This is a genomic window from Nocardia arthritidis (assembly GCF_011801145.1).
Lineage (GTDB): Bacteria > Actinomycetota > Actinomycetes > Mycobacteriales > Mycobacteriaceae > Nocardia > Nocardia arthritidis_A.
Genome location: NZ_CP046172.1, coordinates 7,948,136 through 7,970,431 on the forward strand (window position 1 = coordinate 7,948,136; position 22,296 = coordinate 7,970,431).

The window sequence follows — 22,296 nt, forward strand, 5'->3', positions numbered from 1 at the left end:
TCACCACGACCGCGCGACGCATCCGCACCGGCTGTTTACTGCGCCGCACGATCTGCGGCAGCTCCGCCCTTCCTCCGATGTCACCGCCCTGACGAAGACATCCGGCTTCCGAGCCACCGGCACCGCCTCTACCGGCAGCATCCCAACACACTTAATTCGGTGCTTACGGAGCGGTTGTCAAGATGAAATGCGCTGCGGCACAGCCTATCCACAGCCCCGCAGTAGCGGCCGCCAACCGTAACCCTGTCAACGCGCGGTTCGTATACTGTCCGCAAACGCAAAATCCGCAGGTACTCGACCTGCGGATTTTGTTCGAGTGGGCCTAACGCTGCACAACCCGAACACTTTCGATAGGTGACGTCGCCACTAAAGGTGACCACAGATTCCGGGGGTCCGGGGGCACGCCCCCGGCCGGGGGCGTGGGGGCTTGGCCCCCACAAAAGATGACGATGATCGAAAACATCGAAGGCGTGCCCGCCGAGCGAGCACGCCTTCGATCGAGTGGAGCTAAGGGGACTCGAACCCCTGACCCCCACACTGCCAGTGTGGTGCGCTACCAGCTGCGCCATAGCCCCTGGTTGGGTGCGCTCCGGGTTTCCCGTGCGCCTGAATGAAGTTACACCACGGGGATCTCGGCGACCAAATCGCCTGGATTGGGCGCGGATTATGCCCTAGACTCGAACACATGTTCGATCACAATGATCTCTCGACTGTGGACTTCCAGGCCATGAGTGACGAGGGGCTGATCGATGCCCTTCGCGTGGCACACGGGTCGGTGGCGGTGGCGCAGGCGGCGGAGGTGTTCGCGGCGCGGGAGCTGTACCGGCGGCATCGGGCGGCGAACGCGGAGCCGGGGCCGGATGGGGTGCGGGCGGGCGAATTCGCGGCTACGGAGGCGGCGCTCGCGCTGCGCGTCGACGAGGCGACAGCGGGTGCGCTGATCGATATCGGTTTGGCGCTGGAGGATTCGCTGCCGCGCACGCGGGCGGCGTTCGCGCGCGGGCGAATCGATCTGGCGCAGGTGCGGGTGATCGTCGACAGCACCCGGGCGGTGGCGCGCGAGGCGTTGGACGAGCTCGAACCGGAACTGCTCGCGACGGCTGAGCACAGCACGCCCAATCGGCTGTGGCAGGCGGCGCGGCGCTGGGTGATGCGGCTGGATCCCGTTGGGGCACAACGGCGCCGGGAACGCCGCCAGGACGACCGAGACGTGCGCATCCGCACCATGCGCGACAGTATGGCGGTATTCGACGGCCTGCTACCCGCACCCGGCGCGCAGACGGTGGCGATGCGATTGCGCGAGATGAGCCTGCAGGTGTGCGCGGCCGATCCACGCACCATGCCGCAGCGCCGCGCCGACGCGCTCGTCGCGCTCGCCGACGGCTCCGGTCGATTGCGGTGCGGTTGCGGGCGCGGCGCGCGCTGCCCGAATAACGCCGTGCCGAGCGAACCGCCGCGCAGGCCGCTGATCCAGATCGGAATTCCGGCCGACACCCTGCTCGGCATGCGTGAAGCGCCCGCCTTCCTGGCCGGTTACGGACCGATCGATGCCGCGCTCGCCCGCATCCTCGCCGAACACGCCCGCTTCGAGGTGATTCCGGAACGGCCGGACGGTGCGGACGCGCTAGCCGAGCGCGAGGTGCGCGCGATGGACGGCATGTGCCGCTTCCCCGGCTGCATACTCCCGGCCGCCGAATCGGATCTCACGAACCTCGACGCGAAACAGATATCGCTGTGCTCCCGCCATCTACGCCTGAAAACCTTGGCGGACAAGGGAAAACAAGGTTGGCAGGTGGAGTTCGCCCGCCACGATCGGTTGGACTGGCGCACCCCGACCGGCGAGCGGCACAGCACGGTTCACGAGGGCGCGCGATACCTGTTCCCGCACACCGACATCGGGGCACCGATCGTCGAATTTCCGTCCACGACAATTGAACCGGATAAGAAGGCGGATCTCACGCATCCGTTGCACGGCCACGTCGTGCTGCACCGGCAACTGTCCCGTATCGCGCCCGACGATGAAATCCCGGACAACGCGGCAAGTTCCGCGTCCAATTGACCATCGGAATGCTCGACGCCCTGCGGACCAGGGGGCTGGGATATGCCGCATCGTCGAGCGGGCCGGGCCGTCGACTGGTGGCGACGGCCCGGCCCCAACATCACTTGGTGAGCGAGACCACCCATTCGGAATTGCGCCAATCCACCTTCTTGCCACCATCGAGCACCGTAGGAGTTCCGGCATCTTTACCGATCGCGGCATGCAGCGAATCCATCCCCGCGTTCGCATCGGCCTTGGCGGCATCGATCCGCGAGCCGCCGCCGATGCATTGCACCACCGATTCCGGCGCGCCGGCCACCCGGGCGACGGCGGCGAGCTCGTCGTTGCTCAGGTCGCTGCCGCCCTCCTTCGGCTGCTTGTCGGTGAAGAGCAGCTCATGGAATTTCGAGTACACCGGACCCGAACCAGCTTGCGCCACACACTGATTCGCGGCTATCGCCCTGGTCGAGTAGTTCTTGCTGCCGGATCGCTGGTCGAGGAAGTTCAGCAGGTGGTACCGCACGGCGAGCTTGCCTTCGTCGATCTGCTGCGCGATCTCCTGCCCGTGGATGCGCTCCAGCGACCCGCAGGCGGGGCACAGCGGATCCTCGTAGAGGTCGATGGTCTTGGTGGCGCCGTCCTTGCCGAGCAGGATCACCCCGTCCTGCTGCACCGCCGAGTGCACATTCTGGTTGCGGACCGGACCGTAGCCGTCGTTGCGGATGCTCGGCTCGTCGTGCCCCCACTGGAACGCCAGAATCACGATCAACACGACGAGGGCGAGCGCGACGCCGCCGAGCGCGTAGGTGGTTTTGCTGGACATCGGACGCGGGTTGTAGTTCGAACGCGATTCGCTCACCCGAACCACTCTGCCGCAACCGCGACACCGGATTCGCTCGGGGCGGGCCGGGCGCGCCGTGTGTCACATCCGTCTGAACAGGTAGCTAGGGATTTTCTAAGGTTCGTTGTCCATGATGGCGCTGGCCTGCCCGGCTGCAGCGGCGGGGCGATATGGGCGACGACAGGAAGGCGGGTTGATCCCGAGGTGAGCAGGCGGTCTGGTCGAAAAGGTGCGGTGACGGCGGCGCGGCAGGCCGGACGCGGGCGCGGTGTCCTGGTCCAGGTGCTGGTCGCCGGGGTGCTGGTCGCCTTGGTCGCCGGAATCGGCATCAGCTTGGCGGTCCGCCGTTCACACGACAACGTCGCGGTTCCGGCGATTACCGGGCAATCGCAGAGCGGTGTTGTCGGCTCGCTCACCGACACCGGCGCCATCCGCATCGGCAAACCGGATGCCGGTGTCACCGTGCGGATCGTCTCCGACGCCCAGTGCCCGTACTGCAAGCTGTTCGAATCCGCGAGCGCCGCGACGCTGACCGACGCGATCCGAAAGGGCACCGCGGCCGTCGAATACAACATCGTCTCGTTCCTGGACCCGGCCTCCTCCGGCACCAGGTATTCCACCCGCGCCGCGAACGCCGCGTACGTCGTCGCCGCGGCGGATCCGGCGAAGTTCCCGGACTGGGTGGCCGCCCTGTTCGCCCAGCAGCCCCCGGAGGGCGGCACCGGCCTGACCGACGAGCAGCTGATCCAGCTCTCCGCGGCCGCCGGCTACACCGATCCCGCTGTCGCCCAGGCGATCACGGGTGGCAAGTACGACGCGTACGTGCAGAAGGTCAGCAGAGACGTTGCGAAGAGCGGTATTACGGCCACCCCATCGGTTTTCGTGAACGGCAGGCAACTCACGTCGCAGCAGGACCTCTACGGCCCGGACGGACTGCGGAAGGCCATCGACGCGGCCAAGGAGTCGTGACCATCCCACCCTGCTCAACCTAGCGAACAGATCCGGGACGAAGGCACGGAATCATTTCATCCTGGCGCGGTAGGCCGCGACGGCGTTGCGGTTGCCGCACGCGGTGCTGCAGTAGCGCCGGGACCGGTTCCGCGACGAATCGAAAACGATTCCCTCGCATGACTTGTCGGCACAGATCGACAGCCTGCTCAATTCGTCGGCACGGATCAGATCGACCATCGCCATCGCGGTCTCGACGGCGATTCGCACCGCGAGCGGGGCCGTCGCGGGCACCGCGTGAATGTGGTAGTCGAGGTCGTCGTGCCGGACCAGTTGCGGCAGCGCCCGATTCGCGGCCAGGGTCTCGTTCACCAGCCGCACCGCGGTATCGCGATCGCCGGTGAGCATGCGGCGCAGCGGCGGCCGCAGCGCGCGCACCGCCGCCAACTCCTCGGCATCGCCCGCATGTACTCCCGAATACGCGAACTTCACGAAAAATGCGTCCAGCTGGGCGATTTCGGTCAGCGTGTCCGGCGGCTCCGCCGAGTTGACCAGCTCAACCGCGGCCCGCAACGCGCATTCGATGTCATCAGCGAAAAGCACTTTGACATATTATATCATTGCCCCTAGCGTAATGAGTCATGGCGACGATGACCCATGACAGGACCGCATCGCGGCTCCGATCCGGACTGATCTGCGCGGTGGCGTCCGCCTCGTCGTTCGCACTGTCCGGCCCGCTGGCCCGCGGTTTGATGAACGCGGGCTGGAGTTCGGCATCCGTCGTCGCGGTCCGGGTGCTGGTGGCCGGGGCCGTCCTCGCACCGATCGCCGCCGTACAGCTGCGCGGGAACTGGCAGCTGTTGCGCCGCAACATACTTCTGCTCACCGCGTACGGATTGGTCGCGGTGGCGGGCACGCAACTCGCGTATTTCAACGCCGTCGCCCGCTTGCCGGTCGGCGTCGCGCTGTTGATCGAATACACCGCACCGATCGCGGTGGTCGGCTGGCTGTGGCTGCGGCATCGCGAACGGCCGGGAACCACCACGGTTCTCGGCGGTGCGGTCGGCATCGTCGGCCTACTGCTGGTGATCGACCTGCGCTCCGATACGCCCACCAGTTGGCTGGGCGTCATCTGGGCGCTCACGGCGATGATCGGCGCCGCAGCCTATTTCGTGCTCTCCACCAAGGGTGACGGCACGCTACCCGGCACCGTCCTCGCCGCGGGCGGACTGCTCATCGGCGGGGCCGCCCTGCTCGCGGCGGGCGCGATCGGCGTCGTTCCGCTGGCCGCGACCACGAATCCGGTTGTCTTCCAAGGGTTTACCACTCAATGGTGGATACCGGTGCTGATACTGGGCACGGTCACCGCCGCGCTCGCATACGTCGCGGGCATCGCGGCCACCCGACTGCTCGGCGCCCGCCTCGCGGCATTTTTCGGTCTGTTCGAGGTGCTCGCCACGCTGGGATTCGCCTGGGCACTGCTCGGCGAGACACCGCGCCCCAGCCAATTGCTCGGCGGCGCACTGATTCTCGCCGGTGTTGTGGTTGTCCGCCGGGGCGAGTCGGCCGAAGCCACCCGCGCACTCGACGGACAATCGACGGTCGTGAAAGCTCAGTAAGCGATGAAGAGGATCTCGTCGCGCGAATAGTCGTGCCCGGGATGCTTGTCCGCGAGGTGCGCCTTCGTCTTCTCGACCAGATCGTCCTCGTCGACGCCGGTTATGTACTCGCCACAGGGGCAGTTGAGCCTGGTCTTCATCTCGTCTCTTCCCATCATCGCTGGATCGACATCCCCACCATCATCCACCGACACCGAACCCCTTGCACCCCAGCGGTATCGAGCACGCCGAAGGGCGGGCGCACCGTTCGGTGCGCCCGCCCGTGAAACCGCCTGCTACGGAGCTACTTCCAGTCCACCTGCGGGGACCGGTAGAAGTTGATGCCCTGTGCGGTCCAGATCAACCCCTGCTTGGCGAGCCGGGCGCGATAGCTGTCCCAGTTGTGCGTCGCGGCGGGAGACCAGCCGATCTCGGCGATACCCGCGAGCCGGGGGAATGCCTGGTATTCGATATCGGCGCTGGTGCGCAGGGTTTCCGACCAGATCGGCGCCTCGACACCGGCGATCTGATCCTCCGAAAGACCCTGCAGGAAGGTGGCGGGATCCCAGTTGTAGGAATCCTTCACCTCCACATAGCCGGCCCAGTGCAGACCCAGCGGGTCGTCCGGGGTGTATTTCATATCCAGATATGCCTTGTTGGCCGGCGCCATCAGAATCTTATTGCCCCGCCCCGCGGCCGCGACCACATCGGCATTGCTGTTCGCGGTATCCCAATATTCGGGAATGGCCGAGGTCGGCGGATTCGCGACGACGATATTGTGCCAGGCCTGAATTTTCTTGTCGTACTGGGCGGCCAGCGGCATCACCTTCTGATAGAAGGCGTTGTAGTCGGCCGGCGAGGTGGAATGCGCCTCGTCGCCGCCGAGATCGATGTACGGGCCGGGCGTGAGGGCCGCCAATTCGCTGATGACGTCCTCGACGAATTTGTAAGTGGTGGGGCTGGGGATGCACAGCGAGCTGTAACCGACCTCGATATCGGTGCGCGGCGGCACCGGCTTGCCGTCACAGTTCAGTTCGCCGTACGAGGCCTGCGCGGCATTGGTGTGGCCGGGCATATCGACCTCGGGCACCACCGTAATGTGCCGGGATGCGGCGTAATTGACGATATCGGTGTATTGATCCTGGGTGTAGTAACCGCCCGGATCGCCGTTCACCGCGGTCTGGCCGCCGATTTCGGCCAGCTTCGGCCAGCTCTTGATCTCGATGCGCCAGCCCTGGTCGTCGGTCAGGTGCAGGTGCAGCGTGTTGATCTTGTACTGGGCGACCTCGTCGATGTACCGCTTGACCTGATCGGGGGTGAAGAAGTGCCGCGCGACATCCAGCATGGCGCCCCGCCGGGCGAATCGCGGATAGTCGAGCACCGTACCGCCCGACACCGTCCAATTCTGTTGCTGCACACCGGTTTTATTGATGGCCGCCGGGAACAGCTGCCGCAGCGACTGTATTCCCTCGAACAGGCCGTCGGTGGTGTTGGCGCTCAGCGTGATTCCGTCCTTTGCCACGGCGAGCTTATAACCCTCGTTGCCGACATCCGGGCCGGCATCGCCGAGGCACAGCGTGATTCCAGGCTTGGAACGGTCGCTCGGGTCGACCACCGGCAGCGCGAATCCGGTCGCGGGCCGCAGCAATTGGCCGAGATATTCGGCGACATCCTGGGCTTGATATTCGGCACGGATCACGCTGTCGCTGGTGAGCGTGAAATCGCCGTTCGGGTCGGCCTGCGCCTGCACGGGCACCGGCACGATATCGTTCACGGTTCGTTCGGCCGACGGGTTATCGGCAACGGCGGAACCGGTCAGTCCGGGCAGACCGAGCACGGTCAGCCCCAACGCGGCACCGAATACCAAGGGAGATAATAACTTCCGCAAAATACACCTCCAGTCCAGCGGAGCGGACACGAAGGGAGCGGACCGTAATCCGCCGGCCACTCTATTCTCGACGCGACCAATTCCCTTCAGCTGCCCACTATTTCACAGATGAAGGAAAGATCGACTGGGGAGCGGATCCACCGGTGTGGGGAATGGATTTCGCTGCGCGACACCGATTCTCGGGTACAGACCCAACCGATCACCCCAGCCTCCAGCCGTAGATCCACCGGAAGGAACTCGACCGGACCGGAAAATCATTTGTGTCGATCGGCGCAGCGGGCGACGATGCGTCTCATGTCTTCCGAACCGGGGCTCTTCACGGATATCGCGCTCGCTGAGCGGATCGAGCGCGCCGAGCGGTCGTTGATCGAGGCGGGGGCGGTGGCGGCGGCGTGCCGGGAGCCGCGGGTGTGCATGGTTGAGCTCGGCAGTGGGCTCGCGGTGTGGGCGGGGCCGGGTTCGCCGCTCGACAAGGTGGTCGGGGCCGGGATCGGCGGCGATTTCGACGATGGGGCGCTGGATGCGGCGGAGCGCGCCTTCGCCGAACGGGAGACGCCGGTCCAGTTCGAGGTGTCGACGCTCGCCGATCCCGCGCTCGTCCAGCGGCTGACCCGGCGCGGTTATGTGCTGACCGGATTCGAGAACGTGCTCGGGCGGCGGCTCACGCCGGGTCCGGCAGCGCGGGTCTCGAACGGCATCGCGATCGAAACCGTTGCGCAGGCGGACTTCGACACCTGGATCGACGTCGTAACCACCGCCTTCGCGACACCCGATACCCAGGGCGTCGTCTCACACGAGGAGCACGGGCGGGCGGCGATCGCCGACGCGATCAGCGATATGTCTTCGGCGAGCGGCTATTCCAGCTCGCTCGCGCGGATCGGCGGTGTGCCCGCAGGTGGTGCGAGCATGCGGCTCAGCGACGGTATCGCCCAATTCTGCGGTGCGGCAACGCTGCCGGAGTTCCGTTGCCGGGGTGTTCAGGGCGCACTGCTCGACGCCCGGCTCGCGGCCGCCGCGGCGGCCGGCTGCGATCTGGCCGTCGTCACCACGCTGCCCGGGTCGAAATCACAGCAGAACGTACAGAAGCTCGCCTTCCAGCTGCTCTACGCGCGGGCCATCCTGGTGCGCACATTCGAAACATCAAACTAATCAACGGCTCTCATGCCGCGTGCGAGTAGATCCCATGCCGGACCGAACACGAACCACACCCCGACGACGCCCCACGAACGGCCGACCCATCCCCACAAGGGGCCTGACTGATCGCCCCTCGCCACCGTCGCGATGAGCAGCAGCAATACCGCCGACGCGATCGTCGCCGCGAGCACCACCCGGCCCCATTCCCGCCATGTCGCGGCCAACGCCTCCCGAGATCCCTTGGCGGGCTTGACCGGTGGCGGCCCACCCGCGAACCGGTGCGCGAAGCGAATATCCGCCCAGCGCACCATCGCGGGCCCGAACGCGACGCTGACGCCGAGGTAGACCGCCGCGAGTCCGTGCACGGCACCCGGCTCGGCGCCGCGGTGCAGGTCGATCGCGGTCGCCACGAGCAGCGCGACATCGAGTAACGGTATGCCCCCGAGCAATACGGCGCCCACCGGCCGCAACCGCAGCGGGTAGCGCGCGACCAGCCCGGCGGCGAGCAGCACCCACAGCCCGATCTCCGAGACGACGATCATGGTGGCGACCGGATTGTCCCGAACGATATCCATCAGACCTCCCGTGGAACGAACACGGCCACCGAGCCACGCTAATGACGCCCGCCCGGCCGACGCGTCCTACGAAAGACCCACCCGCGCTCACCCGAAAGTGCGAGCGGCGTCGGCTATCGCCTGGTCGAGAATCGAAAGCCCAAGGGACAGTTCATCTTCGGTGGCGGTCAGCGGCGGAGCGATACGGAATACCCCGCCCATGCCCGGCAGTTGGACGATATTCATGTGCAGGCCGAGTTCGAGGCAGCGGCGGGTGACCGCGGCGCCGAGTTCGTCGGAGGGCCGCTTGGTCTCCCGGTCGGTGACCAGTTCCAGACCGGCGAGCAGGCCGCGGCCGCGGATATCGCCGACCACGCTGTGGCGCTGGGCGATTCGCTCCAACCCGTGCCGCAGGAACGCGCCGAGCTCGGTGGCCCGCCGGTCGAGCCCGTCGCGTTCGAGAATGTCGAGCACGGTATTGCCGACGGCGGCGACCAGCGGGTCGGAGACATGGGTGGTGAAGAAGAGGTATCCGCGATCGTGTGCGGCCGCCTCGATTTCGGCGCTGGTGATCACGGCCGCGAGCGGCAGTCCGGCGCCGAGGGTTTTGGACAGGGTGAGGAGGTCGGGGACGATGCCGTCGCGCTCGAAGGCGTACCAGGTTCCGGTGCGGCACAGGCCGGTTTGCGCCTCGTCGAGGATAAGCAGCATGCCGCGCTCATCGCATTTGTCGCGCAACGCGGCGAAATAGCCGGGCGGCGGTTCGACGATGCCGCCGGAACTGAGGATGGGTTCGACGAGGCAGGCGGCCAGGCTGCCGACGGATTGCGCGTCGATCAGGTCGAAGGCGAAATCGAGTTGGCGGCGCCAGTCGAATTCGCCTTCGGGCGTTGTGAAGTCGGGCCGGTAGGCGTTCGGCACCGGGATGGCGAAATTGCCGGGCGCGGCGGGTCCGTAGCCGCTGCGGCCCGCGCTGTAGGTCGCGCTCGCGGCGGCCTGGGTCATGCCGTGCCACGACCTGGCGAACGACACGATCTCGTGTTTACCGGTGACCAGCTTGGCCATGCGCAGCGCGGCCTCGTTCGATTCGGCGCCGGTGGTGAGCAGCAGCACCTTCTCCAGCGGCGCGGGCAGCGAATCGGCAAGGCGGCGTGCGAGATTCACGACCGGACGGCTGAGCATGCCGCTGAACAGATGGTCGAGCTCGCCGATCTGGTCGCGCACGGTGGCGACGATCTCCGGATGTGCGTGCCCGAGAATGGCGCTCATCTGCCCGGAGGTGAAATCCAGTATCTCCCTTCCGCTTTCGGTGTAGACGAAACTGCCGGCCGCGCGGGTGATGATCTCCCTGGTGAAATCGCCCGCACCGGCGTAGCGCACCAGATGGCGGTCGGCGTCGGCCCAGAAGTCGCGAGCGGGGCTGATTCTCGAGGTCGCGATGGTCATGTGCGCAACGGTAGGTGCGGTCCGAGCATCACGTCCATCTCACAATTCCGGCTGTACTGTTCGGCTCAGCCGTACAACACTGGTCGGATGTTGAACCCGTGGCGGCTGCGCCTGCTCAGTCAGCTCGACACCCTCGGCACGGTTCGCGCGGTGGCCCAGGCGGCCGATATGAGCGCGTCGAGCGTGTCCCAGCAACTCGCGGTGCTGGAATCGGAGACGCGCACCCAGCTGCTCGAACGCACCGGCCGTCGGGTCCGGCTCACCCCAGCCGGACTGATGCTGGCCCGCCGCGCCAGATCCATCCTCGACCACATGGACACCGTCGAGGCGGAGCTGCACAGCCTGCGGGCCGAACCGGTCGGGCTGGTCCGGCTCGGCGCGTTCCAAAGCGCCATCCACGCGCTCGCGGTGCCCGCGGTGACCGAGCTCGCGCAGACCCATCCGCGGTTGAATATCGAACTCGTCGAGCTGGAACCGCACGAGAGCATGCCTGCACTGCGGGTCGGCGATGCCGACATCATCATCACCACACCGGATTTCGTGGAACATCCGCTCGGCCCCGATATCGATATCGTGCCGCTTGCCACCGATCCGATCGTGCTGGTGCTGCCGCCGGACCGGGCCGCCCGCGGGCCCGCCGACCTCGCCGCGTACGCCGACGAGTCGTGGGCCTTCGATCTGCCGCAGTCCTATATGGCGAATCTCGCGACCCGGCTGTGCCGGGAATCGGGTTTCGAACCGCGGGTGATCTGCCGGTTCAGCAACTACATGTTGACGCTGCAGCACGTCGAGGCCGGGCTCTCGATAGCGCTGCTCCCGGAACTGGCCGTCGACCCGCGCTATCGCGTCGTCACCAGGGAACTCGCCGGGCCGGTTACCAGGACCATCACCGCGGTGGTCCGGCACGGTACCCGCCCGCGCGCCGCGGTCGGCACGGTGCTCACCGCGCTGCGGCGGCGCAGCAGGCTGCCCGGCCAGGCCCGGTTCCGCCCCTTCCCGGATGAATAGCGCACCACGACGGTCGCGGAACTGCCGCTGGTGAACCGCATTCACGATCCGCTGTTCATGCGGGAATGAAATCCGTTGCCGCGAAAGCACACTCGATGGGTGTAACGTGAGACACACTGGCAGGATTAGTAATAGCTGATAAACATTGATGGTGTGCAGTGTCACCAACTGGAAATAGGGGCACGCTCTTAGTCATCCGACGTGTTAGCGTCGGGGCCTTGTGTCGTTGATCGAACAGTGATGAGGGGTGGGCGCCGAATCATGTCGCCAGAGCGGAAAATTGCGCACCGGTCGAACAGCTCGACCGTGGAACGTTGTCCGGCACCGACTGCCCAGGTACTCGAAACCCGTTAACTCGCGGCTCCTTTCGGGGGATGCGTGGACCGGCTCGGGGGCGGTGACGGGCAGGGCAGCGGTCGACGCGGTGCGTATTGCCGCTACCTGATGAAGGAATAAGTTCATGGTCACTGTCGCACCGGCGGCAGAGCGTTCCGCTAAACCGGCCGACGAGCAGCCCGGGAGCTCGCGAACCCTCCTATCGCTCGCCGCAGCACTGATTTTCACGCTCGTCTCGATCGCGGTCTGGCTGCTGTTCCTGCGGCCGAACTGGCCGATGTATTGGCATCAGGTCGATCTTCAGGTCTATATGTGGGGCGGGCGGACCGCCGCCGTTCACCCCGAACAGCTGTATGTCGAGCGGGGCCCGCTGTATCTGCCGTTCCTGTATCCGGTATTCGCCGCGTGGATCTGCGCCGAGCTGGCGCGGTTCCCGATCGACTACGTCGGTAACGGCGTCGCGGTCACGACCATGCTCGCGCTGTACGCGAGCGTGTGGTGCACCGGCAGGCTGCTGCGACTACGCGGGCGCGGGCTGCTCGCGCTGACGCTCGCGGTGGGCAGCGCCGCGCTGTGGTTGGAACCGGTCCAGCAGACCTTCCAGTTCGGCCAGGTCAGCATCATCCTCATGGCGATGGTTCTCGCGGATCTGGCCATGCCCGGCCGGTGGTATCGCGGCATCCTGATCGGCATCGCCACCGGCATCAAACTCACCCCCGCGGTATTCATCGTCTACCTGCTCATCACCCGCCGGTTCAAGGCCGCGGGCACGGCCATCGGGGCGTTCGCGGTGACGGTCGCCATCGGGTTCTGGTATCGGCCCGCCCAGGCCTGGCAGTTCTGGACCTCGACCGTCGCATCGCAGGACCGGGTCGGATTCGCCTACGTACAGAACCAATCCATCAATGGCGTGTTCGGCCGCCTGCAGTGGACCACCTGGGAACATCATCTGCCCTGGCTCATCGCCGCGGGCGTGCTCGCGGTGGCCGGGATGACCGCCGCGTGGATCGCGCACCGGCGCGGGGACGAACTTCTCGGCATCCTGCTCGCCGCGGGCGTCACCCTGCTGTGCTCCCCCATCTCCTGGACCCACTACTGGGTCTGGGTGATCCCCGCGCTCATGTGGGCGGTACACGCACTGTCCGGCCGACCGCTCGTCCTGCGCGCGGCCGTTCCCGTCGCCGTCGGCCTGCTCGCCTTCGCCTGGCCGATGCGGGTGGACCGGATCGGCAACTGGGATCCGGATGTGGCCCTGCTACCCCAGGGCCTCATCTGGTACGTCCCGCAAACCATGGGCCGCGAATTCCACTGGACCGTAATCCAATTCTTCGTCGGCAACTCCTACACGCTGCTCGGTAGCGCCGCATTCCTCGTCGCGGTGGGCTATCTGCTCTACGGCGCGCGACCCGGTCAGCGGGCGGGCGCGAGCGCGCGTTCGAGCGCGGCGGCGACCTGATCCAGCGGTGCTGTGCCGCCCTCGGTGCGGCACAGCACCAGCCCGCCTTCCAGCCCGGCGAGTAGCAGCGCGGCCAGGTTCGTCGCGTCGGCGTCGTCGAATCCGTTGCGCCGCAGGCAGTCGCGGAACGAACCCTGCCAGCGCCGGAAGATCATGCGCACCGCGCTCGGCTACACGTGGCTGTGCGGGCCGTTCTATCTGCTCGTCGCGATCCTCGGCCTCATCGGCGGGGACCATGTGCTGCACCTGATGGCCGTCGACACCTTCGGCAACTGGGTGCACGCCGTCGAAGGCACCATCCTGCTCGCGATCGGCGCCGTCATCGCATTCGAGACGCGTCAACGCGCGGTGGCCTGATGAAGGGTCGTTGAACATTACGAACAGTTGGGCCGACGGGTCGCGCGTGGCGAGTACGGTTGTGCGCCATGTCTGGTTTGCGAGCCTCGGTGACAAAGGTCTCGTTAGGCCTTTGTGCCGCACTCATTCTCGCGATGCCATCGGCGGCGGCACAGGCGCCGGATGCCGGACGCTTCGACGGCATCGGCATCATCGATCCGGCGTTCTCCTTCGCGAAGGCCGGGCTTTCGCTCCAAATCACTTATACGACAACCGATCAGCACGGCGCGTCGGCGCCGGCGTCAGGTGCGCTGTACGTACCGCAGGGCCTGCCACCGCAGGGTGGATGGCCACTAATGGTGTGGGCGCACGGCACCATCGGGATCGGTGACGGCTGCGCACCGTCGCGGCGACCGCAGCTGGAGCGGTACAACACCTATTTCAACACCATCCTGGAGAGCGGGTACGCGGTGCTCGCACCCGATTACCAAGGCCTCGGCACCGGCGGGAATTTCAGCTACTACAACGCCGCCGTCGAGGGCGATTCGATCCTGGATATGGTGGCCGCGGTGCGCACGTTGCCGATTCCGTTGTCGCACAAGTGGGTTCTGGTCGGCCAATCCGAGGGTGCGCACGCGGCGATGAGCGCCACGGGCCGCTACCGCGGCGACGGACCCGCGGCCGGTTTGAGCGGTGTATCCGTCACCGGTCTGCGCACCAATCCGGCCAAGAGCCTGCCGGAGATGTTCCGGCATGGTTCGACCGGCGCGGTCAACCAGGTCGGATACGCCGGTTACTATCTGGCCTCGCTGCAAGAACTGCATCTGGACCGCGTCGCGCCCTACCTATCCGATTTCGGCAGAGATTACGTGGAAAAGGCCACGACCGAATGTCTTTCGGACCTGGTGGCCCGCGCCGGAGGCCGTCGGCCCGAGGCACTGGTCATCGACCCGAGCAGGCCGACGCCGACCTTCGCCGACGATATCCGCGCGCTCACCCGATACCGCGACGACAATCTCCCGGTCGACGTGCAGATCGGTTACGGCACCGCCGATATCGATGTCCCACCGGCCGACACTCCCGGCTACGGAAAGGATCTGCAGGAACGCAACCCCGGCGTCCGGGTGACGGTCAACCGGTACGAGGGCAAGGACCACCGGGAGGCGTTCGTGGCCTCACTGCCGGATACGTTGGCGTTCTTGCGATCTCACCTCTAGCCCGCGCGAGCGGTGTCGTCGTTCTCGACGGTTTCCGTTGACGCGGTGACCGATCCGGACGTATCGATCTGCACTCGGCGGTACCGGTCTGCGGTCGTCGCGACGATGGTGGCCACCGCCTTCCGGCCGGCCGGCAGCACCCGCACGGTGATCCGGCCCGCGCTCATCGCATCCAATTCCGTTACGGCCGTTGCGGTTACCACCTCACGGACATCATCGGGCGCGGGTTCGAGACCACCGTCGTCGAGCACGGTCACATCGACGCCGCGGCGGCGGGCCCCGCGTGCGGCCGCGACGAATTCCGCGGAGCCGAGCCCCGGCGCGCGCAGCCGGTCGCGCAGCTGCGCCTCCAGCAGCAGACATTCGCCGACATCGTTGCGGGACAGCGGTTTACCGGCGGCGATCAGCTCGAGCACCGGCCGCGCCGTGCGATCGAAATAGGCGAGCTGCCGGTCGCGTTCCCGGCTCTGCGCCGCGGCCCTGGCCTCCGCGCCCGCATGCTGTGCCACCACCGCGCGAGCGGCATGGAACGAGCGCAGCGTCGGACGCAGCGCGGCCGCGAACACCGCGACGGCGAGCACCGTCGCCGCGGGCACCCCCAATCCGGCGAACACCCCGCCGACACCGCCGCCCGCCCACAGCAGGACGGCCGACATCCCGGCAAGGGCGAGCGCGGCGGGACAGATCCGCCCCCGAATCGCGAGCACGGCGAGCACGGACGAGGTGGCGACCGCGATCCACAGCACCTGGAATTGCGGTGTCGGGCCGCGATAGCCGAGCACGATCACCGCGGCGCCGACCGGGCCGACCACCACGACGAACCACGTCACGGGCCAGAGCAGCGGATCCTGGCGGGGCAGCAGCGCCGCGACGCCGGCGAGCGCGGCCAGACCGAAGGCGATCAGCGCATTGGGCGCGGGCAGCCCGAAATCGAGCCCGCCGAGCATCCAGAACACGACGGACGCCTCCAAAAGGAGCAGTCCGGCCGCACCCGACCGGCCGTGCGCGGTGATCAGCGTCGGTACCGCGGGCTCGATCGGGTCGGCCCTGGTCCAGCGCAGGGTCACCGTCGTACCCTCGCCGGGCGCCGAGCGAATCACCGCGTCACCGCCGCGCACCCGGCGCATCCGGCCGAAGATGCTGTGCCGCACGCCGAGTCGGTCCGCCGCGACCCGCGCGACCTCGAATCCCGCTCCGTCGTCGGTGAATTGGGCCATCACGCCGTTTCCGTCGAAGACCACCTCGACCCGGCGCGTCACCGGACGCCCGCCGAATCCGGCGTGCCGCGCGCTGTTTCGCGCCGCCTCGCCGAGCGCCGCGGCCAGCGCGGTCACCGTCTCACGCGGGACGCCCGCCGCGGCGCGGTCGACCCGGGTGCGGAAGTCGACGGCGCAGTCGGCCTCCGCGACGGCGTCGCGCAGCAGCGCGACGACCTCGTCCGCCGTCACCGGCTCGTCACCCGTTCTGCCGCCACCGCTTTCGTCGAGGCGGTGCAGCGTTCGCTCGGCCGCGCGGGACAGTACGGCGGTATCGGGCACCCTGGCCGTCTCCCGCAGCGTGGCCAGCACATTGTCGTGAATCAATCCGGCGAATCTGGCGCGTTCCCGCTCGGTGGCCTCGGTGCTCGCGGCCACCGCGGCCTGCCGCACCGCGACCGCCGTCGCCGCGTCCAGCCGGATTGCCGTGACGAGCACCCGCGCCGCGATCCAGGCGAAGAAGCCCTCCATCGATACCGTGCGCAGCAGATCCTCCGCGACGCTGTGCACCCCGGGTCCGCCCGCGACGTAGAGGTCGGCGGCGACCGTGACCACCCCGGCGAGTACCAGATTGACGGGCCAGGTCCGCGGCCACACCAGCACGCCCCCCACCGCGGGGATGCCGACGAGCGGAATCAGCCAGCTGCCGTCGGGTGCGAGATCACCGTATTCGCAGGCCAGCGGCAGGGTGGCCGCGGCCGCCAGGTAGGCGAGCACCTGCATGCACGCGGCCATTCGAATCATCCGCGCACCGTGGAATGCCGACACCACCAGCACGGTGCCGGTGACCAGCAGTATGGATACCGCGAACGGCGTCCACCACCGGCTCACCAACTCGGTCTGCCGCACGATCTGCGACAGTTCCGCCATCATCCAGAGCACTCCGCTGACGCCGACCGCGACCGCGATCGACCGCCGAGCCCGGTTTTCCGCAAGCACGATATCCGCCCCCCGGATCCGCTCCACAACCATGGCTTACCAGCCGCCACCTACCCGTGCACAGTTCTTATCGCGATCGGCTAACAGCTTGATACTTATTGCCTAAATTTACCTAATCAAGTAACTTCTTACTCATGCAGGTAAAGGGTGGACGCCGGTCGCCGACCGCCGAGGAACGCCGCAGGCAGATCGTCGCGGCCGCGATGGAGGTGCTTGCCGAATACGGCTACGCGCAGACCTCGTTCGCGCGGATCGCCGAGCGGGCGGGCATCAGCAGCACTCGACTGATCTCGTACCACTTCGCCGGTAAGGAGGAGTTGATGCGGGCCATCGCCGAGCAGGCGAAGGAGGCCGCGGTGGCGTTCATTTCGCCGCCCATCGAGGCCGCGCCCGGACCGCGGGCCATGCTCGCCGCCTACATCACCGCGAATTTGGAGTTCTGCCGTGAGCGCCCGGCCGAGCTGCGGGCATTGATCGAAATCGCCACCAATGCCAAGGCCGCCTTCGGTGAGCCGTACCTGCCGAACGAGCCGCAGGAAACGATGGAGGCCTTGGAGTCCGGATTCCTGGACGGTCAGACCGTCGGTGAATTCCGCGAATTCGACCCACACGTGATGGCGACCGCCGTGCGCGCCGCCATCGACACCGTCGCGCTGCGCTATGCCGCGGACCCAACGCTGGACCTGGAACACTTCGCGACGCAACTGGTCACGTTGTTCGACCGCGCCGTCGCCGCCGAATGAGCCACGGCCGGAATGCATTCCGCCGTGAGACGACCTCGATGAGAAAGGTGAGGATGAGATGAAACTGGAAGCCGGACAGGTGGCCGTCATCACCGGGGCCGCCAACGGGATCGGGCAGGCGCTCGCGGGCGCACTGCACGCCCGTGGCCTGCGGGTGGTGCTCGCGGATATCGAGGAGGACTCGGTACGCCGCGCGGCCGCCGAACTCGGTGGTGAAACCCTCGCCGTGCCAACGGATGTCGCCGATCCGGCGCAGGTCCAACGGCTCGCCGAGGCCACCGTGGAGCGGTTCGGCCGGGTCGACCTGGTGGCCAACAATGCGGGCGTCGGGGCCGGCGGGGCGATGTGGTCGATCGAACCCGAAGACTGGCAGCGGGTTTGGTCGGTCAACGTCGGCGGCATCGTCAACGGCATTCGCGCCTTCGTCCCGCACCTGATCGCGTCGGGGCACGGTCACGTCGTCAATACCGCATCGATCGCGGGCTTCACCTTCGGCGCGTTCAACGCGCCGTACACCGCGAGCAAGCATGCGGTGATCTCACTGTCGGAATCGCTGCGCGGCGAATTGGACATCCTGGCACCGGAAATCGGCGTCACCGTGATGTGCCCCGGCCCGGTCGACACCCGGATGTTGCGCGGGGTCACCGATGGCGCCTCCGCCGATGCCAGGACGGAGTGGCTGGCCTCGTTCACCCCCGAACAGTGGGAACGGTTCGCACCGAGGATGGAGATCATCAAGCGGATGCAGGATGAAATGATGCCCGCCACCGAGGCGGCCGAGATCATCATCCGGGCCGTCGAGACGAACCGGCTCTACGTCACCACTCACCCGCACTACGCCGAGGCGGCCAAGAGTCGTGCCGAACTCGTCGTCGCGGGTCTGGCCGAGGCCAATTGAACTGAACGCGAATATGCCGGATGCCACTGTGACACCGGCATATTCGGCTCTGTCGACTCGGAATTACCTCAGTTCCACTGCGATTGGGTTCGCCGCCGCACTATCGACGGGGTGTTCGCGACGGTTTCCAGATCTTCCAGGAACCGTTCGATACTGTCAGCCCGCACCTGCGGCGAGTCGGCCTGGTCGCGCACCTTTGCCTCGGTTTGCGCCAGCACGGTAGCGGTCAGACCGGCCTGCAGATCGCGAATCACCTGCTTGCGGAACAGCACGATCTGATCGCGGCCCTGCCGACGCACCCGAGCCACCTCCGCGGCGGCGACCTCGCGCATCTGCGCGACGATCAGCACCGCGTCCTCCTGAGCGTCCTGACGCATCCGCTCGAGTTCGCGCTGCGCCTCGGCCAGCGCGTTGTCGTAGGCCTGTTTGGCCTCGGCCAGTCGGGACGACGCCAACTTGCTCTCCTCGAGCTGCTGGGCGATGACGTCCTGACTCTTCTTCATCAGCGGCGTCATCCACTTGCGGAAGGCCCACATGAGGAAGTACACGATGACGCCGAAGGCGAATAGCTGGCTGAAAAATACCGGCCAGTCGAAGGTGATGTGGTAGATGCCTTCGGCGAGCACGCCGTTGGTTGCGCTCATGATGACGACCGTCCCGTTTGGTGACCTGGGCTTGTTCCGGCGTGCCGATCATCGACACCGACGATCCGATCGGCGATCGACTGGGCGAGCGGTTCCACCGACTCGCGCAGCTCCCGATCGATCTGATCCGCCTCGGCACGCAGTCGCGCGGTGGTCTCCGCGACGATCGCATCACTTTCCGCCTGCGCCTCGGCGCGCAGTTCGTCGATGATGGCCTGCCCCTCGGCCCGCGCTTTGTTGCGAATGGCGGCCGCCTCGGTACGCGCCTGCTCCAGCCCCTTCTGATAACGCTCGGTGGCCTCGGCGAACAAGCGCCGCGCCTCCTTGTTCTCCACCGCCGTCTCGGCAATCCGGTTGTCGCGTTCCGCCAATACCTTTCGGATCGGCGGAACAACGAAGAACCAGATGATGCCGAGCACGATCAGAAAGATCAACAACTCGGCGAAGAAGGTGCCGTTGGGGATGAGAAAGTTCCCCTGAGCCTCCACATCTGTTCTCGCCGACATGATCGGACTACTTACCGGGAGTGGCGAATACGAAAAGCGCCATGAACGCTAGATTGATGAAGTACGCGGCCTCGACCAGACCGACGGTCAGGAAGAAGATCGCCCGCAGTCGGCTCTCCGCCTCCGGCTGCCGGGTGACGCCGTTGATCAACGCGGAGCCCGCGAGACCGTCACCGATACCCGCGCCGATCGCACCGCCCGCCATGATGATGCCGCCGCCGATGAGAGCGCCCTGGACGATGCTCGCGGTTGTTGGGTCTGCCATTTGTTCACTTCCTTTGTATTCGAATAGTGCACCGGCCGGTGGAACCGGTCAGTGGTGTTCATCTTCCAGCGACATCGACTGGCTGAAATAGAGGACGGTCAGCAGCGAGAAGATAAATGCCTGAATGAAGCCGACGAATAGATCGAACGACTTCCAGATGGCATTCGGACCCCAGCTGATCCAGAAGGGGAAGAGCGCGATCACGGAAACCATCACACCGCCGGCGAACATATTCCCGAACAACCGGAGCGAGAGCGAGACGGGCTTGGCGAGTTCCTCGATAATGTTGATGAACACCATCGGACCCCACCCGGTGTGCCCCTTCAGCAATTGCTTGAGATGGGTCAGCGGACCGCGGCGCGCCATACCGGCGGTGTGGTACGAGAGGAATACGAACAGCGCGAGCGCATACACGAAGTTGACATCCGATGCGGGCGGTGCAAAGAATTCGCCCTTGCCGTATTGCACCGGCAATACCGACAACCAGTTGGACAGCAGGATGAAGGTGAACAGGGTGACCGCCACCGGCAACGCGAACGGCGCCACCTTCATACCGATCGCACTCTCGACCTGATTGCGCATTGCCTTGGTGACGGTCTCGAAGGCCAGCTGCACGCCGTTCGGCACGCCGGAGGTCAGCTTGATCCGCAGGATAAAGGCCAGTACCAGCACGATCACCGCGGCGATCGTGGTGGAGATGAGCGTGTCCACATTGAAGTCCATGCCCAGGAAATGACCGACGGCATGTTCGCCGACCTTGATCTTCGGTTCGGAATCGGCGCCCTCGGCGAGCGGTAGCCCGGTTATCGAAACAGCGGAGATGATCATGACGCCTGGCGCAGCCCTTTCAATTCGGGAACCACGGTGTTGAGAACCAGAATTACTTGGAACAGGGCGATACCGAAGAAGATGCCGACACCGTTCGGCCGCGCCAGGAATGCCACCGCAATCGCGACCACCGTGATACCGAGCAGCCGCACCGCGGACGACCTGAGCAGGCGCAACTTCTTCGGGGTATCCGAATCGGCAATTCGCGCTACCGCCCGCAGTGTCAGCTGAGCATTCAGCCAGCCCACCGCTAGTCCGCCACTGATGAATATGCCGAGCAATAGTCGATCGAGCGATCCGGCCGCCATCAATACGAGGATGCCGAGAACGGTCGCGATGATGGCCGCTCGGCGCACCTGGATCTTATTGACATCCATTACGACACCGCCCTCAGCCGTTCGCCCCACCTCTTAGTGGGGTCGTGATTGATCCATAGCATACACATCCGAACGTCCTTGTGTAGCAACGTTTTTGATCTTCCTTGACTTGATCTTGAAACGCGTTCTAGCGACTGTTCGGCAATCTGAAGAATGGTGATGTGATTGCGCTCACATCAAATTTTTCGACAAAAACATCATCAGCAGTACACGATTCCGACCGACATATACTTTTTGTCTGATTTGCCGGTTTTGCCATCACACTTGCCGCTACATCACCGCGAACGCATCCCCAGGCACACGGAGGGCCAGGTCCGACGAAATCCGGACCTGGCCCTCGGTGCGGGGTGCGCTCAGCGCATCACGGGACGAGCTCGAACTGATCCCCTGGCGAGACGTAGTCGTACAACGCCCGCGCCCCGTCGGGGGTCATCCGGATGCAGCCGTGCGACTTCTCCTGGATCGGGCCGATATGCGTCGCGATATCGCCGTTGAAGAACACCGCATAGCGCATCTCGGCGTTATGCATTGTGCTCCAGTGGTATTCCTTCTTGGATGCGGCGTGGAAGACGCCGGGCGGCGTCTCGAAGCCCGGCCGCCCGTGCGAGATAGGGGTCGGACCGTAGACCACCTTGCCGTTGTCCATCAACCATGCCTCGTTGCTGGACAGCCGCATACAGACGCGCGCCGCATTCGAGCACGGCGCTGTCGGCGGGACGACGGACCCGACGCCCGGAATATCCGGACCTCCTGGCCACAGCGGCGCGGCCTGTGCGGACGCCGCCACGAGCACCCCGGCCGACGCGACACCGACGAGAACCGCACATCGGGCCGACCAGTTCAGTAAACGGTTGTTGCTCATCGAGATTCGAACCTCTCTACCCTTGCCCGCCACCCTGTCGTGTCGCCTGTCAGGGTGCTGGGACCACCTTGTTGGAACAAGAACGTTGTCGAAACAAGAACGCGGGACCCACCTGGAGGTGTTGAAGATCATTCTGTCCTGCCCGCGGCCTCCAGACCTGCATTCCAGCGGTATCAGG

General features: G+C 66.1%; 24 protein-coding genes and 1 tRNA gene. 10 read left to right on the forward strand and 15 right to left on the reverse strand.

The genetic code is table 11. The features are described from left to right. Positions 1 to 502: 502 nt before the first annotated feature. Positions 503 to 575: transfer RNA gene (locus F5544_RS35825), tRNA-Ala, on the reverse strand. Positions 576 to 685: 110 nt separating this feature from the next. Between F5544_RS35825 and F5544_RS35830 the strand changes: the two genes are divergently transcribed. After that, complete coding sequence (locus tag F5544_RS35830; protein ID WP_167477267.1) at positions 686 to 2,059, forward strand: DUF222 domain-containing protein; 1,374 nt, start codon at positions 686 to 688, stop codon at positions 2,057 to 2,059. Between the two features lie 100 nt (positions 2,060 to 2,159). Here the strand turns inward: F5544_RS35830 and F5544_RS35835 are convergent, their stop codons facing one another. Next, positions 2,160 to 2,861, reverse strand: coding sequence for a DsbA family protein (locus tag F5544_RS35835; RefSeq protein WP_167479700.1), 702 nt, complete (start codon positions 2,859 to 2,861; stop codon positions 2,160 to 2,162). A gap of 252 nt (positions 2,862 to 3,113) precedes the next feature. Here F5544_RS35835 and F5544_RS35840 point away from each other — a divergent pair, with 252 nt between their 5' ends. Continuing rightward, complete coding sequence (locus F5544_RS35840) at positions 3,114 to 3,848, forward strand: DsbA family protein (RefSeq protein WP_238846827.1); 735 nt, start codon at positions 3,114 to 3,116, stop codon at positions 3,846 to 3,848. Positions 3,849 to 3,899: 51 nt separating this feature from the next. Here F5544_RS35840 and F5544_RS35845 read toward each other — a convergent pair whose 3' ends face one another. Then, on the reverse strand, positions 3,900 to 4,430 hold the full coding sequence (locus F5544_RS35845; protein ID WP_167477269.1) for a CGNR zinc finger domain-containing protein: 531 nt from the start codon (positions 4,428 to 4,430) through the stop codon (positions 3,900 to 3,902). A 47-nt stretch (positions 4,431 to 4,477) separates the two neighbouring features. Here F5544_RS35845 and F5544_RS35850 point away from each other — a divergent pair, with 47 nt between their 5' ends. Then, positions 4,478 to 5,446, forward strand: coding sequence for a DMT family transporter (locus F5544_RS35850; protein WP_342760398.1), 969 nt, complete (start codon positions 4,478 to 4,480; stop codon positions 5,444 to 5,446). Here the strand turns inward: F5544_RS35850 and F5544_RS35855 are convergent. Together F5544_RS35855 and F5544_RS35860 are read right to left on the reverse strand one after the other, a co-directional pair. Beyond that, positions 5,440 to 5,586: a DUF1059 domain-containing protein gene (locus F5544_RS35855; RefSeq protein ID WP_167477271.1), complete on the reverse strand. Its 147-nt coding sequence runs from the start codon at positions 5,584 to 5,586 to the stop codon at positions 5,440 to 5,442. The genes F5544_RS35850 and F5544_RS35855 overlap by 7 nt on opposite strands. A 143-nt stretch (positions 5,587 to 5,729) precedes the next feature. Next, on the reverse strand, positions 5,730 to 7,292 hold the full coding sequence (locus F5544_RS35860) for a beta-N-acetylhexosaminidase (RefSeq protein WP_238846828.1): 1,563 nt from the start codon (positions 7,290 to 7,292) through the stop codon (positions 5,730 to 5,732). A gap of 315 nt (positions 7,293 to 7,607) precedes the next feature. Between F5544_RS35860 and F5544_RS35865 the strand changes: the two genes are divergently transcribed. Further along, positions 7,608 to 8,462 carry a GNAT family N-acetyltransferase gene (locus tag F5544_RS35865; protein ID WP_167477273.1) on the forward strand — a complete coding sequence of 285 codons (855 nt, stop codon included), beginning with the start codon at positions 7,608 to 7,610 and terminating at the stop codon, positions 8,460 to 8,462. Here the strand turns inward: F5544_RS35865 and F5544_RS35870 are convergent. Further along, positions 8,459 to 9,022, reverse strand: a complete 564-nt coding sequence (locus F5544_RS35870) for a hypothetical protein (protein ID WP_238846829.1) — start codon at positions 9,020 to 9,022, stop codon at positions 8,459 to 8,461. The two genes, F5544_RS35865 and F5544_RS35870, sit on opposite strands and share 4 nt — an antisense overlap. Before the next feature lie 87 nt (positions 9,023 to 9,109). Continuing rightward, the gene (locus F5544_RS35875) at positions 9,110 to 10,447 is read right to left on the reverse strand and encodes an aspartate aminotransferase family protein (protein ID WP_167477274.1); all 1,338 of its coding nucleotides are present in this window, start codon (positions 10,445 to 10,447) and stop codon (positions 9,110 to 9,112) included. 87 nt (positions 10,448 to 10,534) lie between these two features. On the opposite strand from F5544_RS35875, the gene F5544_RS35880 reads away from it, so the two are divergent. Both F5544_RS35880 and F5544_RS35885 read left to right on the forward strand, forming a co-directional pair. Then, entirely contained in the window at positions 10,535 to 11,455 is a 921-nt protein-coding gene (locus F5544_RS35880; RefSeq protein WP_167477275.1) for a LysR family transcriptional regulator, read from the forward strand. A 460-nt stretch (positions 11,456 to 11,915) separates the two neighbouring features. Continuing rightward, the gene (locus tag F5544_RS35885; RefSeq protein WP_167477276.1) at positions 11,916 to 13,247 is read left to right on the forward strand and encodes a glycosyltransferase 87 family protein; all 1,332 of its coding nucleotides are present in this window, start codon (positions 11,916 to 11,918) and stop codon (positions 13,245 to 13,247) included. Here the strand turns inward: F5544_RS35885 and F5544_RS35890 are convergent. Beyond that, positions 13,202 to 13,402, reverse strand: coding sequence for a hypothetical protein (locus F5544_RS35890; RefSeq protein WP_428847196.1), 201 nt, complete (start codon positions 13,400 to 13,402; stop codon positions 13,202 to 13,204). The two genes, F5544_RS35885 and F5544_RS35890, sit on opposite strands and share 46 nt — an antisense overlap. Between F5544_RS35890 and F5544_RS35895 the strand changes: the two genes are divergently transcribed. Continuing rightward, positions 13,401 to 13,604, forward strand: coding sequence for a DUF4383 domain-containing protein (locus tag F5544_RS35895; RefSeq protein WP_167477278.1), 204 nt, complete (start codon positions 13,401 to 13,403; stop codon positions 13,602 to 13,604). The two genes, F5544_RS35890 and F5544_RS35895, sit on opposite strands and share 2 nt — an antisense overlap. Before the next feature lie 68 nt (positions 13,605 to 13,672). Further along, complete coding sequence (locus F5544_RS35900; protein ID WP_167477279.1) at positions 13,673 to 14,800, forward strand: alpha/beta hydrolase family protein; 1,128 nt, start codon at positions 13,673 to 13,675, stop codon at positions 14,798 to 14,800. Here the strand turns inward: F5544_RS35900 and F5544_RS35905 are convergent. After that, complete coding sequence (locus tag F5544_RS35905) at positions 14,797 to 17,028, reverse strand: hypothetical protein (RefSeq protein WP_238846830.1); 2,232 nt, start codon at positions 17,026 to 17,028, stop codon at positions 14,797 to 14,799. The genes F5544_RS35900 and F5544_RS35905 overlap by 4 nt on opposite strands. 101 nt (positions 17,029 to 17,129) lie before the next feature. Between F5544_RS35905 and F5544_RS35910 the strand changes: the two genes are divergently transcribed. Further along, the gene (locus F5544_RS35910) at positions 17,130 to 17,738 is read left to right on the forward strand and encodes a TetR/AcrR family transcriptional regulator (protein WP_167477281.1); all 609 of its coding nucleotides are present in this window, start codon (positions 17,130 to 17,132) and stop codon (positions 17,736 to 17,738) included. A 58-nt stretch (positions 17,739 to 17,796) separates the two neighbouring features. Beyond that, positions 17,797 to 18,636 (forward strand): SDR family NAD(P)-dependent oxidoreductase, encoded by an 840-nt coding sequence (locus F5544_RS35915; protein WP_167477282.1) that lies wholly within the window; start codon positions 17,797 to 17,799, stop codon positions 18,634 to 18,636. 68 nt (positions 18,637 to 18,704) lie between these two features. Here F5544_RS35915 and F5544_RS35920 read toward each other — a convergent pair whose 3' ends face one another. From F5544_RS35920 to F5544_RS35945, 6 genes are all read right to left on the reverse strand, one after another. Continuing rightward, positions 18,705 to 19,280: a hypothetical protein gene (locus F5544_RS35920; protein WP_167477283.1), complete on the reverse strand. Its 576-nt coding sequence runs from the start codon at positions 19,278 to 19,280 to the stop codon at positions 18,705 to 18,707. After that, positions 19,277 to 19,786, reverse strand: coding sequence for a F0F1 ATP synthase subunit B (locus tag F5544_RS35925; protein ID WP_167477284.1), 510 nt, complete (start codon positions 19,784 to 19,786; stop codon positions 19,277 to 19,279). The genes F5544_RS35920 and F5544_RS35925 overlap by 4 nt, the downstream gene beginning before the upstream one ends. A gap of 7 nt (positions 19,787 to 19,793) precedes the next feature. Then, positions 19,794 to 20,051 (reverse strand): F0F1 ATP synthase subunit C, encoded by a 258-nt coding sequence (locus tag F5544_RS35930; RefSeq protein ID WP_167477285.1) that lies wholly within the window; start codon positions 20,049 to 20,051, stop codon positions 19,794 to 19,796. Positions 20,052 to 20,099: 48 nt separating this feature from the next. Beyond that, on the reverse strand, positions 20,100 to 20,879 hold the full coding sequence (atpB, locus tag F5544_RS35935) for a F0F1 ATP synthase subunit A (RefSeq protein WP_167477286.1): 780 nt from the start codon (positions 20,877 to 20,879) through the stop codon (positions 20,100 to 20,102). Continuing rightward, positions 20,876 to 21,256 carry a hypothetical protein gene (locus tag F5544_RS35940; protein ID WP_167477287.1) on the reverse strand — a complete coding sequence of 127 codons (381 nt, stop codon included), beginning with the start codon at positions 21,254 to 21,256 and terminating at the stop codon, positions 20,876 to 20,878. Before F5544_RS35940 ends, atpB begins: the two co-directional genes overlap by 4 nt. 361 nt (positions 21,257 to 21,617) lie before the next feature. After that, the gene (locus F5544_RS35945; protein WP_167477288.1) at positions 21,618 to 22,118 is read right to left on the reverse strand and encodes a L,D-transpeptidase; all 501 of its coding nucleotides are present in this window, start codon (positions 22,116 to 22,118) and stop codon (positions 21,618 to 21,620) included. Positions 22,119 to 22,296 lie beyond the last annotated feature (178 nt).

Bases quoted from the DNA above. Each gene is read 5' to 3' on its own strand.
- F5544_RS35830 (WP_167477267.1), top strand. From the start codon at position 686: ATGTTCGATCACAATGATCTCTCGACTGTGGACTTCCAGGCCATGAGT.
- F5544_RS35835 (WP_167479700.1), bottom strand. From the start codon at position 2,861: ATGTCCAGCAAAACCACCTACGCGCTCGGCGGCGTCGCGCTCGCCCTC.
- F5544_RS35850 (WP_342760398.1), top strand. From the start codon at position 4,478: ATGACCCATGACAGGACCGCATCGCGGCTCCGATCCGGACTGATCTGC.
- F5544_RS35855 (WP_167477271.1), bottom strand. From the start codon at position 5,586: ATGAAGACCAGGCTCAACTGCCCCTGTGGCGAGTACATAACCGGCGTC.
- F5544_RS35865 (WP_167477273.1), top strand. From the start codon at position 7,608: ATGTCTTCCGAACCGGGGCTCTTCACGGATATCGCGCTCGCTGAGCGG.
- F5544_RS35870 (WP_238846829.1), bottom strand. From the start codon at position 9,022: ATGGATATCGTTCGGGACAATCCGGTCGCCACCATGATCGTCGTCTCG.
- F5544_RS35875 (WP_167477274.1), bottom strand. From the start codon at position 10,447: ATGACCATCGCGACCTCGAGAATCAGCCCCGCTCGCGACTTCTGGGCC.
- F5544_RS35880 (WP_167477275.1), top strand. From the start codon at position 10,535: ATGTTGAACCCGTGGCGGCTGCGCCTGCTCAGTCAGCTCGACACCCTC.
- F5544_RS35885 (WP_167477276.1), top strand. From the start codon at position 11,916: ATGGTCACTGTCGCACCGGCGGCAGAGCGTTCCGCTAAACCGGCCGAC.
- F5544_RS35895 (WP_167477278.1), top strand. From the start codon at position 13,401: ATGCGCACCGCGCTCGGCTACACGTGGCTGTGCGGGCCGTTCTATCTG.
- F5544_RS35890 (WP_428847196.1), bottom strand. From the start codon at position 13,402: ATGATCTTCCGGCGCTGGCAGGGTTCGTTCCGCGACTGCCTGCGGCGC.
- F5544_RS35900 (WP_167477279.1), top strand. From the start codon at position 13,673: ATGTCTGGTTTGCGAGCCTCGGTGACAAAGGTCTCGTTAGGCCTTTGT.
- F5544_RS35905 (WP_238846830.1), bottom strand. From the start codon at position 17,028: ATGGTTGTGGAGCGGATCCGGGGGGCGGATATCGTGCTTGCGGAAAAC.
- F5544_RS35910 (WP_167477281.1), top strand. From the start codon at position 17,130: ATGCAGGTAAAGGGTGGACGCCGGTCGCCGACCGCCGAGGAACGCCGC.
- F5544_RS35915 (WP_167477282.1), top strand. From the start codon at position 17,797: ATGAAACTGGAAGCCGGACAGGTGGCCGTCATCACCGGGGCCGCCAAC.
- F5544_RS35920 (WP_167477283.1), bottom strand. From the start codon at position 19,280: ATGAGCGCAACCAACGGCGTGCTCGCCGAAGGCATCTACCACATCACC.
- F5544_RS35925 (WP_167477284.1), bottom strand. From the start codon at position 19,786: ATGTCGGCGAGAACAGATGTGGAGGCTCAGGGGAACTTTCTCATCCCC.
- F5544_RS35930 (WP_167477285.1), bottom strand. From the start codon at position 20,051: ATGGCAGACCCAACAACCGCGAGCATCGTCCAGGGCGCTCTCATCGGC.
- atpB (WP_167477286.1), bottom strand. From the start codon at position 20,879: ATGATCATCTCCGCTGTTTCGATAACCGGGCTACCGCTCGCCGAGGGC.
- F5544_RS35940 (WP_167477287.1), bottom strand. From the start codon at position 21,256: ATGGATGTCAATAAGATCCAGGTGCGCCGAGCGGCCATCATCGCGACC.
- F5544_RS35945 (WP_167477288.1), bottom strand. From the start codon at position 22,118: ATGAGCAACAACCGTTTACTGAACTGGTCGGCCCGATGTGCGGTTCTC.